Annotated in this window: 11 protein-coding genes; 4 read left to right on the top strand and 7 right to left on the bottom strand. The window is 45.5% G+C overall.

The window, feature by feature from the left end; translation table 11 throughout:
* Window positions 1–234: 234 nt before the first annotated feature.
* The 4 genes from AC58UW_RS22960 to AC58UW_RS22945 all read right to left on the bottom strand — a co-directional run bounded on the left by AC58UW_RS22960 (window position 235) and on the right by AC58UW_RS22945 (window position 4,935).
* Entirely contained in the window at window positions 235–1,233 is a 999-nt protein-coding gene (locus AC58UW_RS22960; protein WP_497422925.1) for an asparaginase, read from the bottom strand.
* 45 nt (window positions 1,234–1,278) lie between these two features.
* Window positions 1,279–2,982, bottom strand: coding sequence for an ABC transporter substrate-binding protein (locus AC58UW_RS22955; RefSeq protein ID WP_497422924.1), 1,704 nt, complete (start codon window positions 2,980–2,982; stop codon window positions 1,279–1,281).
* A gap of 99 nt (window positions 2,983–3,081) precedes the next feature.
* Complete coding sequence (locus AC58UW_RS22950) at window positions 3,082–4,017, bottom strand: carbohydrate ABC transporter permease (protein WP_497422923.1); 936 nt, start codon at window positions 4,015–4,017, stop codon at window positions 3,082–3,084.
* 12 nt (window positions 4,018–4,029) lie between these two features.
* Complete coding sequence (locus AC58UW_RS22945) at window positions 4,030–4,935, bottom strand: ABC transporter permease (RefSeq protein WP_497422922.1); 906 nt, start codon at window positions 4,933–4,935, stop codon at window positions 4,030–4,032.
* Window positions 4,936–5,104: 169 nt separating this feature from the next.
* On the opposite strand from AC58UW_RS22945, the gene AC58UW_RS22940 reads away from it, so the two are divergent.
* Together AC58UW_RS22940 and AC58UW_RS22935 are read left to right on the top strand one after the other, a co-directional pair.
* Window positions 5,105–6,850 (top strand): sensor histidine kinase, encoded by a 1,746-nt coding sequence (locus tag AC58UW_RS22940; RefSeq protein ID WP_497422921.1) that lies wholly within the window; start codon window positions 5,105–5,107, stop codon window positions 6,848–6,850.
* Window positions 6,847–8,322, top strand: a complete 1,476-nt coding sequence (locus AC58UW_RS22935; protein WP_497422920.1) for a response regulator — start codon at window positions 6,847–6,849, stop codon at window positions 8,320–8,322. Before AC58UW_RS22940 ends, AC58UW_RS22935 begins: the two co-directional genes overlap by 4 nt.
* A 47-nt stretch (window positions 8,323–8,369) precedes the next feature.
* On the opposite strand, the gene AC58UW_RS22930 is transcribed toward AC58UW_RS22935, so the two are convergent.
* Genes AC58UW_RS22930 through AC58UW_RS22920 form a run of 3 tightly spaced genes read right to left on the bottom strand, consistent with a single transcriptional unit; the run spans window position 8,370 to window position 10,799 of the window.
* A complete protein-coding gene (locus tag AC58UW_RS22930; RefSeq protein WP_497422919.1) occupies window positions 8,370–9,446 on the bottom strand; it encodes an NAD(P)H-dependent flavin oxidoreductase in 1,077 nt (358 codons plus the stop codon).
* 27 nt (window positions 9,447–9,473) lie between these two features.
* Window positions 9,474–10,178, bottom strand: a complete 705-nt coding sequence (locus AC58UW_RS22925; protein WP_497422918.1) for a phosphotransferase — start codon at window positions 10,176–10,178, stop codon at window positions 9,474–9,476.
* Window positions 10,179–10,235: 57 nt separating this feature from the next.
* Window positions 10,236–10,799 (bottom strand): TetR/AcrR family transcriptional regulator, encoded by a 564-nt coding sequence (locus tag AC58UW_RS22920; protein ID WP_497422917.1) that lies wholly within the window; start codon window positions 10,797–10,799, stop codon window positions 10,236–10,238.
* Window positions 10,800–11,032: 233 nt separating this feature from the next.
* On the opposite strand from AC58UW_RS22920, the gene AC58UW_RS22915 reads away from it, so the two are divergent.
* Window positions 11,033–11,518, top strand: coding sequence for an MFS transporter (locus AC58UW_RS22915; RefSeq protein WP_497422916.1), 486 nt, complete (start codon window positions 11,033–11,035; stop codon window positions 11,516–11,518).
* On the top strand, window positions 11,470–12,507 hold the full coding sequence (locus AC58UW_RS22910; protein WP_497422915.1) for an MFS transporter: 1,038 nt from the start codon (window positions 11,470–11,472) through the stop codon (window positions 12,505–12,507). The genes AC58UW_RS22915 and AC58UW_RS22910 overlap by 49 nt, the downstream gene beginning before the upstream one ends.
* The last annotated feature ends 251 nt before the right edge of the window (window positions 12,508–12,758 follow it).

The raw sequence follows: 12,758 nt of genomic DNA, 5'->3' as shown, positions 1-12,758 counted from the left end.
ATTCTTCATTATAACGTTTCCGTTGTTCACCCATGGGAACACCTCCTGATATATTCATTATCGAATTCTCTTATTGAGGTGTCCACTCTTTATTCTAGCTGCAAAATTCCAGTTAGTTGGGTAAAAGTGCGTCACTTGCGGATATTATCAGGAGTAATCGGCGTTATTTGCTGCGTTCCACTAAAATCCCACAGTTCCATAACAGCTCTCTTGTGAAAATCGTGTTAGAACCTCTTAAGATAGATCAAATACTGCTTTGCTGTATCCGACAGATTTACTAGCGTCGTTCTTTATGTTCACCTGCGAAATCCGGTATAAGTCGACTACGGTCGCACGGTTCGAGTAGTTGATCTGCTCCAGAATGGTTGCGACAATTAGCGGCCATTCCTCCTCAGAGCCGTCCAGTACTTTCAACGCGAAGGCTGCACGTTCCTTTTTCAGAGCGAAGCAGTAAACGCCTTTCGCGCCTCCCTTGGCCACAATGTTCGAGTCTCGCAGCAGCACGGAGCATATAAAATCTGTTCCCGCGATCATTTCTCCATGCTCGCTCATCAGTGCGGTCACTCTTTCTACGGCGCTTCTAAGCGATGCGTCAAGAATTAGGCTAGGGACTGCCAGTTTCAGATAAGCCCTTGCTAATGCATCGAGCGGAAGAGCGAAGACAGGGAATCCGCAGCCGTCCGTGCCCAGCGGGATTTGCTCTTCCGGTACCTCGGATAACGCTGCGAGTGTGTGCAGGATTTGCCTTTGGGCTGGATGATCCGGGTCGCAATAGGATCCGATATCATAGCCCAACCCTTTGCACATGGCCAGTATCCCTGTATGCTTGCCGGAACAGTTATGATATACCCTCCGCTTAGAGCCGTTAAGCCGCACGACGTTATCCCTTGCATTCACATTCAACGGATAGGTCGAAGCGCAGACTAGCGCATCTTCACTAAGCCCAATCTTGTGAAGCATAGATTCGACAACTTCAATATGGAACGGTTCGCCTCGGTGCGATCCCGCCATGACCGCCGTCTCCTTGTCCGTAAAGCCAAACTTCTTGTCGATACCGTGCTGAACTATAGGGATCGCTTGAAACGGTTTGGCGGCTGAACGCAAATACGTCAGATGGAGCGGGTTACCGATGGCATAGCGAATCTTCCCTGAGTTGTCGACTCCGCATATATGTCCAGCATGCGTACACTCAAGCACTCCTCCGCGATATTCTTCTACCAACGTGCGCTGCATCCGCAGTCTTCCTTTCTCAAAAGCTGATAAGAGTGGGGCTTGCCGTTATTTTTTATACACTTTGTCGTACGCGTCTTGATAAATTTTGATGAATTGATCCATACCGGAATCTTTCAGGCCTTTCAAATATGCATCCCAATCCTTATCAATGCTTTTGGCTCCCATAATGAACTGCAGCATGGATTGTTTCACATAATCCGTAATAATCGGCTTTAATTGCTTGACCTGATTCGCTTGTTCATTCGTCAAGAAAATATCGGTCGGGAACTCTTCCTTCGGCTGATGCCCTTCGTACTTTTCCTTCGTAGCTTTGTACAAACGTGTCTCCAAGCCATCCATCGTATAGATGTCCTGGCTGGCTGCATACGATGTTTCACGATATTCGGCTGAACGAAGGTTCGGTCCCATTTGGTTCCAATGGTCGTTCTGTACCTGGCCTACACCGTAGGAAGTTTCTTTTACCTTGAACTTAGCGGCAGTTCCACGTGTGTTTTTATCATTAGCATCCGCTTTCACCCAGTTGCGGCCTTCCTCCCCAGAGTTGGACATCGTTGTTCCCTCTTCTGTGTACAGATAATCCGCCAAACGAATGGCTGCTTCCGGATTTTTATTTTTGTTCGTAATGGCGAAGACGGAATTTCCAATACCGATGTAATGCGCGGTGAACGAGGCTCCATCTGGTCCCGTTAACGGAGCAATCGGATCATAGTCTTTGTGGCGAGTTGCCGCCGGCGATGCATCAGTGAATTCACCGAACCAACCTGCCGGAATTGCCCCTGCAATGGCTGTGTCAGGGCTATTCCCTTTTTGTGAAAGCGCATCCGATTTCTGCGTAAATGCTTCCTTATCGATCAAGCCCTCTGCATACAATTTATTCAAATATTGCAGCCCTTTTTTGAAACCTGGCTGGTCAACAGAAGTTCCCAGCTTGCCGCCATTTAACACGAAATAGTTATTATCGGCATTGAAGTAAACGAACGCGTTCATGACGAAAGTTTCAATATCCGTGTGCCAGCCGGTTGGTGAACCCGTGAATGCAATTTCATCAGCTTTGCCGTTGCCGTTCGGATCTTTTTCCTTAAAGGCTTTCAACATATTGTAGAAATCATCCGTCGTCTTCGGCGCGCTCAGACCTAGCTTCTGCAGCCATTTGGAGTTCACCCACATTTTGGCGGAGAATTGGCAATGATAGCATTCATTCACCGATGGAATCGCATAGATGTTGCCATCCGGCGCAGTAATCGCTTTTTCCAGATAAGAAATATCTTTGAATGCCTTTTTAATATTAGGCGCATACTGATCAATCAGCTTATTAAGCGGAACCAGAACACCTTGTTGGCCGTAAAGCAGCTGTTCTTCCTTCGTTAGATCCCCTTGCATGAAAATATCCGGATAATCGCCGCTTGCGAGCAGCAGCTGTTTCTTCTCCTTCAAAGCCGCAGTTTCGCCTGGTACAAGCTGCCAGTTCAAATGAACATTCGTCTTCTCTTCCAAATATTTGGTAAACCAATTTGTATTCAAATCAGCAATGTTCGCCGATTGCGGCGCGAAAGCACTCATTGAAATCTTATTTTTGGCGATAGGAAAGCCCGTTACATTCACGTTGCTCCCTCCGTCTGCACTTCCGCCTCCACTCGGCGTAGCGCTGTTCGGGTCGTCGCTGCCTGATGTGCAGCCGACTACAAACGTAGTAATGAATACGATTAGGGCTACCGATTTCCATGTTCTACTGGTTCTTTTAATCCCCATACTCAAACCCTCCTTGTTTGTCTTCGCCAATCCATCAAAGTGGGGGCAAACCTGAGCTATCCGCTGCCTCGCATCCCGCCTTTCATCCTTCATCCAGATTCAGCCTTTTAGAGAACCAATCAATAGACCTTTCACAAAATGCTTTTGCACAAAAGGATAAAGAATGAGAACAGGCGCACTTGCGACGACAATCAGTGAATATTTCAGCAGCTCCTTCAAGCCCTGTCTCTCCGCAAGCTCCCTGACGTCTTTAATCATCGTAGGATCAATCGAGTTCAGGATAAGAATGTTGCGTAGAATAAGCTGCAGCGGATATAAGTTGGCGGTCTTCAAGAAGATTAAGGCTTCAAAATAAGAATTCCAGTAGCCAATCGCGTACATAAGCACTAGAACGGCAATGATTGGTTTAGATAGCGGGATAACGATTCGCGTTAAAAATTTGAAGTCGCTGCATCCATCCAAATGTGCGGCCTCCGTAAGCTCCGACGGAATCGATGTCTGGAAAAACGTCCTTGCGAGAATCACTTGCCAGACTGAAATTGCGCCTGGAATAATCATCGCCCATCTTGTGTCGAGCATCCCCAATCTTTTTACCGTCAAATAATAAGGAATTAACCCCCCGCTGAAAAGCATCGTGAAAACAAACAAAGCCGTAATCACATTGCGTCCATAAAAGTTTTTGCGAGAAAGCGGATAGGCAGCGGTAATCGTCAACGATACGCTTATCAGCGTGCCTACGACCAGATAGAACAAAGAATTGCCATACCCTTTCAAAATTTGCGGATTCTGAAACACCGCTTGATAGCCTCGCAGCGTTGGTTCAACAGGAAGAAGCCACACTTTGCCTGAGATTACAGCAGAGGATGAGCTAAATGATGAGCTTACGATATAAATTAAGGGATACGCTACGACGATTAAGCAAATGATCAAAAACAGATAAACGAAGAAAAGGTACACGCGATCTATACTGCTTTCAACGATGCGGGTCGTTGATTTTTGTGATTTTAACGATATGGCTTGCTCGGGATTCATCATCTTCTCTGCCTCCTACCACAGACTCGTCTCGGAATTTTTCCTTGCCACATAATTGACTACGATAAGCAGCAGCAAGTTGACGACGGCATTAAATAGTCCGACCGCTGCGGAGAAACTAAAGTTCGCTCCGACTAACCCCATTTTGTACACATAGGTGGAAATAACTTCGGAAGTCCCAACGTTAATGGCATTCTGCATCAGATATACTTTCTCAAAGCCTACGTTCATGATTTGCCCTGCATTTAAAATAAGCAAGATCACAGCCGTCGGCATTAGACTCGGCAAGTCGATATGAATCATCCGCTGGAATCGTGATGCGCCGTCCACTTTGGCCGCCTCATACAAGTGCGGATCTACGCCAGCCAGAGCCGCAATATAGATGACGGAGGCATAGCCCGTAAACTGCCAGACGTCGGAGAGAACATAGACTGTTTTGAAATACTCCGGCTTTGACATGATATTTTCAGCTGGAAATCCGAACTTATCCGCCAAGAGATGAACAAAACCAAGCTGCGGAGACAGAAACAGCATGATGATCGACACCATGATAACGGTGGAAATGAAATAGGGGGCGAATGTGACGAGCTGTACGGCTCTCTTAAACACACCATTTCTCAATTCATTCAAAGCTAACGCGAGAATGATAGGCGCTGGAAATCCTACAATTAGCGAATATAGGCTTAATAGGGCCGTATTTTTGATAATTCGCCAGAAAATCGGCAGCCGGAAAAATTCAATGAAATGCTTAAAGCCAATCCAATCACTTCCCCAAATCCCTTTGGTAACCACATAATTTTTGAAAGCAATTTGCACGCCAGCCATCGGTACGTATTTAAAAATTAGTAAATATAGAAGTGATGGCAGGATAATCAGATAGAGCTGCCAATTTTTCTTCACCATTCTAACTGCTATACTCATGGTAACTCTCCCTCCAAGCTGCTTGTAAGTTATCCCTTTTTTTAAGCGCTTACAAGGACTATCATAAAGGACTGTCGAACAAATTTATAGGGATCATTTTTAAGATGAACTGTCCATTCATAAGGTGGTGTGCCTCATTCCAAAGAAACTTGCCTTCAACTATCAGAACTTGTCCATTGTTAAAAAAATGGCGATAGGCTACATCGTGATCATTTTCATTCCGATCATCTCGTTCGGACTGTTCCTTTATAACCAGAACTATAACAGCTTCCTAGAAGAATACGCGCAAGGCAGACAGAAAATCGTGAATCAAGTGTTAAATAATATCAGTATTAGCACCGTGCAGATCGAGTCAGCCTATCAGCTATTTCAAAATAATTCGAATACAATCGCCTATTTAAGCGGGAATTATCGTACCGATTTTGATCAAGTTTCCAACTTTTTGACCTATATCCGCCCCTTATTTTCCTATATCTTGTCTTCCAATCGCATGATTGATGGCATGACCATCTATATGGAACAGCAAAACGGTATGATATTCCGACCGGAAATGGCCAAAATGGACGAGTTTAAGCTGGAAGAAAGCATCAAAAGGCTTCCGCTTGGTGTAGGGAAATGGGTTACTTCGAGCAGTGTATCCGATCCAAACATCAACCTCCATTATGTTCACAAAATAGGGAATCGGAATTTTGAACAGGACATTGGTCTACTCGATATTAAAGTGACCTCCAAGTTAATTAAACCATTGTTTGAATCGTTAAATTTAAATAGCAAGAGCAATTTATATGTGCTTGATCAGGACCATCAAGTCATCTCGCGCATTGAAAAAATTCCTTTAAACAAGGAGTCAGAAAAAGCGATTATGGACGATGCGTTCCAAGCAAAAACGAAGTACTTCTATCAAACGGTAGGCGGAAATAAAATGCTGATCGAATCCTTTTTTGCCGACAGTTTGAAGCTGCATTTTGTCATGATGGAGCAAGTTGACGATGTCTTTAGCGGGATCAAGAAGAACAAATATGTGCTCGTCATGCTGGTAACGATTCTCTTATTGACTCTGTCTGGTATGTACTATTTGATCGCAAGTTCCATTACGAAACGGATCTTGAAGCTCTCCAAGCATATGCGGCGAGTCGACGAAAACCATTTTCCACTGTACATAGGAGAAATTAATAAAGACGAAGTCGGGCATCTGACCTCCTCTTATAATGCTATGATCCGGCGTATGGACGAGCTGGTTAATACCGTGCACCGATCCGAAATGCTGAGGAAAGAATCCGCTTATCAAATGATGCAGGCACAAATCAAACCTCATTTCCTGTACAATACGCTAGAATCCATCCGCATGATCGCTGAAGCCAATGATGATCCGGAAGCTGCAGAAATGTCTTATACGCTAGGCAAGCTATTCCGCTACAGTTTATCGGGTTCGAAAAATGAAACGACCTTGAAAGAAGAGGTTGAAAACGTCAATGACTATATCAAAATTCAGCAAATCAGGCTCGCTGATCGGCTTCAAGTAACTTTCATGATTGACGCTGTTATCGATAACTTTATCTGTCCCCACTACATTTTACAGCCAATGATTGAAAATAGTATCGTCCATGGGATTGCTACCGTCAGGAAACAAGTTACCCTCTCCATTCGTATTTGGGAAGATGCCATGTTCATGTTTATAGCAGTTAGTGACACGGGCGCAGGTATTGCGGAAGAACGGCTTGCTCGGATTCAAGGTGTTGTGAGTGGAAAAATAGAGGCTTCACATCTTCAGAACGGCGGCGGCGGTCTTGGCATCGTGAATGTCAATGAACGTATACTGATGTTCTTCGGCGAAGGTTCGGGTATCCAAATAACGAGCAAGCTTAACGAGGGAACGACTTGCTTACTCAAATTAGGTAAGGGGGCAGCACAATGAAGCTCATGGTTGTCGATGACGAACCTATCATATTGAATGGCATCATCCGTATGATTCAAAAAGGGAATACCTCTTTTACCGAGATCATCGGAGCTGGCGATGGCATTGATGCGCTGCACAAGCTGGCATCCTTTCATCCCGATTTGATCCTCACGGATATTCATATGCCTGAAATGGACGGGCTCGCCCTTATTAAGGAGATACAAGCTCGAAATCTTGGTAACCGCTTCGTTATTATTACCGGCTATGACGACTTTGCGTATGCCAGGCAAGCTCTGCGATACCAAGTTGTGGATTATTTATTAAAGCCTATTAATAAAGTTGAACTGCTTGGCGTGCTCGAGAAGGTCGAACAGACCATTCGGTTGGAACAGCGTCAGATGAGAGAACATGACCTGCTGATGCTGAAAGAACATATCCTTTACAATACGCCTTTTGAAGACATGCCGCTCAAGCCAGAGCAGTTGCACACCCTCCTTCCTGATCCGTTTACGACAATTCTAGTATTTCAAGCCTACGATAACACGGCGCTGTTGACATCAGAGAGCCTTGAACGTCTATGTAATTTACTTTCCGAGATGAATTTCAAAGCTTATTCCTTTCAATCCCGATTTTTGCAGCAAGCCGTTCTCATCATGAACGGTTTGCATGTACCAACAGAGGCCGAACTTCAGCTTGCATGTGGCGATCTGTTTTATACAAAAAGCAGTAGACTTCGTATTGGTGGAAGCGGCAGAAGAAGTGATATAGATAGCTTCCGGGAGCTGTACATGGAAGCAGTGGCTTCGATGTTATTCAACCGGCACTTCACCAACTGCAGCATGACCGTATATCAAAAAGAATCTGAATCCATTAGCGGTGAATTGACTCTTGTCCAAAAGAGCGATCGAGCGATTGCTCAGCGGATAACCCTAGAACAAATCGAAAAGGATATGCAGTCCCTGCATCTTCATTTCTCAGGCAGCGATAACTGTCACATCAAGCTTCGTGAACTATTTATTAGCCTTGTAAGCGCTCACTACCCTAGAATTGGAACCATGCTGAACGCAGCAGCAGATTCGAAAATCACAGGCCAGCTCCTTCCCTTTGATCGGCGACCTGAGCGACCTGAGCGACCTGAGCAACTTGAGCACCAACAGCCTCATACGCAAGCTATCGATAAAATCGTTTCCTTCGTAGAACAAAATTATAAACTGGATCTATCTCTCGATGTTGTTGCCGACCATGTGCAGATGCATCCGAATTATATCAGCATGCTGTTTCGCAAAGAAATGGATCTTACCTTTCTTCACTACTTACATACGTTTCGTCTTACCAAAGCCAAGCAGTTCATGCAGGATCACCCTGACTGGCCGATCAACACCATTGCTGAGCTTGTCGGCTATGAAAATCCGCGGCACTTTTTCAAAGTGTTTAAAAAATTTGAAAACACCACGCCCGGACAATTCCGACTCGGAAGCTCATCGATCTAAATCAAAAAGAAGCAATCGGCAGCTTACCCTCCGATTGCTTCTTATCTTTACTTGAGAATCGAACTCGCCTGTTGGATGATCTCCGTTAGGAGACTCTCAGCTTTCTCCCCGTCCGTCAGCATTCTTGTCCCTTGCCCTGCCCATAAAGACATATATTCCGCATTCCGCTGGTCAGCCGAAGCATTACGGATATCTCTAGTGATCGTATTCTGAGTAGGAAATGGAAGCGGCTCAACACCACTCTCGTCCCATTGTCGTATAAACAAGTTCACGATGCCTCTTGCTGGGCGACCTGAGAATGCCTTCGTGATGACTGTGCTTTCCTCCGTACTTTTCAGGAGCGCTTCCTTATACGCCACATTCGCACCTGATTCCAAGGCCGTCAGAAACCGGGTTCCCATCTGTACACCTTGGGCGCCAAGGGCAAGAGCAGCGACGAGTCCCCGGCCATCCATAATGCCTCCAGCGGCAATAACAGGAATCTGAACGTGATCGACGATTTGCGGTACTAAAGCAATAGTGCCAATATTAGCCCCCATAGGATGGCTCGAAATGTCAAAAGTGCCGCGATGGCCCCCCGCTTCACTGCCTTGTGCAACAATCGCATCGCAACCGGCCTGTTCAGCCAAGATCGCTTCATTCACAGTTGTGACCATCGTCACGACACGTAAGCCGGCCGATTTTGCCTTATGCATATGGGACTCGGAAAGAACACCGAATGCAGTGCTAATGACTGGAACCTTCTCTTCCAGCAAAACATGGATTTGCTCCTCGAAATAATCAGGTGTGCTTACGCTCTCCGCGGTGGCCTCTGCAATCCCAAGTTGGCCGCGCACCTTGTTAAGCTCGTCTTGTACAACTTGCAATCTTGTGTTGTTGTCAGGAACTCGAGTTGCAAACAGATTGACACCGAAGGGGGCATCCGTCAGCTGCCTTAACTCCCGAATGGCCAATCGAATTGCATCTGGCAGCATATAAGCGGCCCCTATTGTGCCAAGCCCACCCGCATTGGAAACTGCTGCTGCCAGATTCACAGTGCCTGGAACACCAGCCATTCCAGCTAAAAAAATGGGATATTTGATCTTAAATAGGCGGCAAATATCCGTTGTAAGTTGAAGGCTCATAGTTTTATTGTCCCCTTTGAAGACGCTCTACGCATCAGTGAGCGCACGTGCAATAATGATTCTTGCCTCTTCGGCAACTGCAGCATCCTTCTCGTCAATTGCCTGCATCCAGATTAACATGGGAATGTACACAGCAATTAAGCGAGCTAGACGCTTCGTCTCTTCATCCACTGCCCCATAATCTGCAAAAAAGCTCTCACGAGCATCAGGAGGCACAAAGCTATAAACAACATTCAAATCGCAGCCAGGGTGACCGATATTCATATCGCCCCAGTCAAGTATGCCAGAGATTATCCCCTGATCATCTACTAACATATTTTTAAAATGAAGATCCCCATGCAGGAAGATATGTCTTTGCTGTACAGGTTCTGTATGAAGCTGCTCCAAATAATTGGCAATTGCCAGGTGATCTTCTTCCTTGATATGAGCGCTAAGATCAGCTAGAAAACCTAGCATTTTTTCTTTTCGTGAGGCTATATCCGTTAGATTTCTATGGTCTTGTTGGATTCCGTTCTTTCTTGCGAGATCTACTGGGAATGAATGAAGCCTTTTTAAAAATTGTGCAAGTAGGGGGACAGATAAAGTACGTTGATCATCCGTCAATCCAATTGGAAAGTCACCTGATAAATAAGGATATCCAAGAAAAGGTGCTGGATACTCGAAACTCCCTTCGTACCTCCCACATGCCTCTACCGCCTCTTTTATCGCTTTTAAAAAAAGAAAACCGCGCAATGCGCGGGTGATGAAAACTTGATTATTCCCTGCATACTTGGAATATATACTCCAAATTCAAACTAAAATGGCTTTCCAAGAAGCCTCTATTGTCTGTTGAATTTTGATATCCGTTAACTCAAATTTCTTCACATAGTAGCCTTTGACGATGGAGGAAACAATCCCATACGTGATGGAATTGCAAAAATTCACATCCAATTCCCGAATGACGCCGTTTTTCTGCCCTTCTTTAATCAGAGCCAATATCGCTTCACGAGAAACGCTGTCATCTTCCAATTTGCGTAGTTCAGGTTTGATGCAAGGCGAATAGGAATACGCATCGATGAATCGGAAATGTTTAGGAAATTCCACCGCGAAACGAATCCTATTCGTATGGAGGCATTTAAAACGCTCATATAAGCTTAACTCAGAATCGTAACCCATCATCAGGTGATCCCCTAGAAGGATTCGACATTCCCGATACAGCTCATTGATTAGTTCTTCCTTATTGCTGAAATAATTAAAAACGGTACCCGAGCCTACATTCGCTCTTTTCATAATTTTTGCAAAAGTAACGGCCTGTAGTCCTTCTTCATCTATTAAATCCAACGTAGCATTCAATATATCTTCTCGTTTACTCATTATACACACCTCGTTAACTCAACTTTAGTATTTACAACTGGGATCGTCAAGTATTCGGAATGCATATTCTGTAATTTCATGGATTATTCACGTATAAAGCTGCGAAAAGACGGTTATTTCTCGTTCGCTTACATTTCATTGGAATGTTCACTCCAAAAATGTGTTGACTTCTTCTTTCTCAGGCTTTATGATGTGTTGGAACAAACACTCCAAAGATGAAAGGGAGATTACGCATGTCTTCATCCACACCCGCCGCATTAAACGGACGATCGAGTGCTTCACCGATCGTTCTGGCCATTATACTTGCATGCCAACTTATGATTATTCTGGACGGCTCAATTGTCATTACTGCGCTGCCTGAGATCGGACGCAACCTGCACCTGTCTGCAACAGACTTATCTTGGGTGCAAAATGCTTACTCGTTAACCTTCGGCGGGCTTCTGCTGCTTGGGGCAAGAGCCGGAGATTTGTTGGGACGCAGAAGGGTCTTCATGTCCGGTATTGCCCTATTCACGCTGGCCTCATTAATCGCCGGTTTGGCCCATTCCGCTGAGAGCTTGCTAATCGCTCGATCCATTCAAGGCTTTGCTGCCGCATTCGCCGCACCATCAACGCTTGCCTTGCTTATGGTGAGCTTCGCGGAAGGCGTGCAATCTCCCTATACAGCGCCGTGTCCGGTGCTGGCGGCAGCGTCGGTCTTGTGCTTGGCGGCATTCTAACAGACCTTGTCTCATGGCGCTGGGGCATGTTCATTAATGTCCCAATTGGGATCGCACTAATCATCTTAGCTCCACGTTATTTAAAGGAAACACCGCGGCTCACTGGCCGATTCGACATTGTCGGCGCCGTTACCTCAACGGTTGGGATGACTTCCATCGTATACGGCTTCGTTCGTGCAGCCTCTGACGGCTGGAGTAATTATGGTACAATCGTATCTTTCATTGTCGGGATTATCCTGCTAGCTGTCTTTATCCGTATTGAAAAGAAAGCCGAACAACCGATCACACCGCTTCGCTTGTTCGCCAGCCGTGAACGCATTGGCGCCTATCTAGCGCGACTTCTGTTTGTCGGCGGCATGTCTGCCATGTTCTTTTTTCTAACGCAATTCTTGCAAGGTGTAACAGACTTTAACGCGCTCGTAGCTGGTATTGCTTTTCTGCCAATGACCGGTGTCATGTTTGGCATGGTCTATGCCGTTCCAAGTTTGATATCCCGCTTTGGCAGCACAAGATTGATGATCGGTGGTGTATTCCTTGCCCTTGTAGGCATGATCTGGTTAAGCCGCATTACCGTAGACACTTCCTATTTTCCAAATATCGCGATTCCATTAGTCATTTTGGGCGTAGGCGCTGGGGTCGTCTTCATCCCACTCACAACATCCGGTATCGCCGGTGTTGAACGCAGTGATGCAGGTGCAGCTTCCGGCGTTGTGAATGTCGCACATCAAACGGGCGCTTCCTTGGGGCTTGCTATCTTGATAACCGTGTTTGGGTCAGCAAGCCGCGAGGCCGTAACGCACCCCCTTGCAGGAGTAGCGCTGCAAGACCAAGCTCGCTACGTACTCGCTCACGCTTCTGCAGCATCCATTACGGGATCTGTTATTTTCATGGCGTTATCGCTCATAGCCATTATTGTGCTCATTCCAAAGAAACGCACCCCCAAAGAACTGCCTTCTCAAGTTGAGATTAGTGAAGTTAGTGCACATTAAGCTGGACATTAAGTCTCCCTAGTTAAAATAGATGGGAAAAACTACCGTTAATATGCGTTGTAAAGCGACATGGAACGAAATAGCAGTAGAAACTCTAGCTAATTGGTCCGAGTCTATCCGAAATCCACTTAATTCAGTGAAATTAGCGGTATAAATTCCATTTAATTACACATATGGATCAATTAGCGGAAAATAACATGAGGAATCGGCGGTAATTACATCATTCGCGGGTTTGATAAACTTCAAAAAGA

The sequence above is a fragment of the Paenibacillus sp. J22R160 genome (assembly GCF_059692135.1).
The sequence above is the reverse complement of the archived record's forward strand: the minus strand, read 5'-3'. Positions and strand labels throughout refer to the sequence as shown.

Coding starts and splice junctions, on each gene's coding strand:
- AC58UW_RS22960 (WP_497422925.1), bottom strand. CDS start 1,233: ATGCAGCGCACGTTGGTAGAAGAATATCGCGGAGGAGTGCTTGAGTGT.
- AC58UW_RS22955 (WP_497422924.1), bottom strand. CDS start 2,982: ATGGGGATTAAAAGAACCAGTAGAACATGGAAATCGGTAGCCCTAATC.
- AC58UW_RS22950 (WP_497422923.1), bottom strand. CDS start 4,017: ATGATGAATCCCGAGCAAGCCATATCGTTAAAATCACAAAAATCAACG.
- AC58UW_RS22945 (WP_497422922.1), bottom strand. CDS start 4,935: ATGAGTATAGCAGTTAGAATGGTGAAGAAAAATTGGCAGCTCTATCTG.
- AC58UW_RS22935 (WP_497422920.1), top strand. CDS start 6,847: ATGAAGCTCATGGTTGTCGATGACGAACCTATCATATTGAATGGCATC.
- AC58UW_RS22930 (WP_497422919.1), bottom strand. CDS start 9,446: ATGAGCCTTCAACTTACAACGGATATTTGCCGCCTATTTAAGATCAAA.
- AC58UW_RS22920 (WP_497422917.1), bottom strand. CDS start 10,799: ATGAGTAAACGAGAAGATATATTGAATGCTACGTTGGATTTAATAGAT.
- AC58UW_RS22915 (WP_497422916.1), top strand. CDS start 11,033: ATGTCTTCATCCACACCCGCCGCATTAAACGGACGATCGAGTGCTTCA.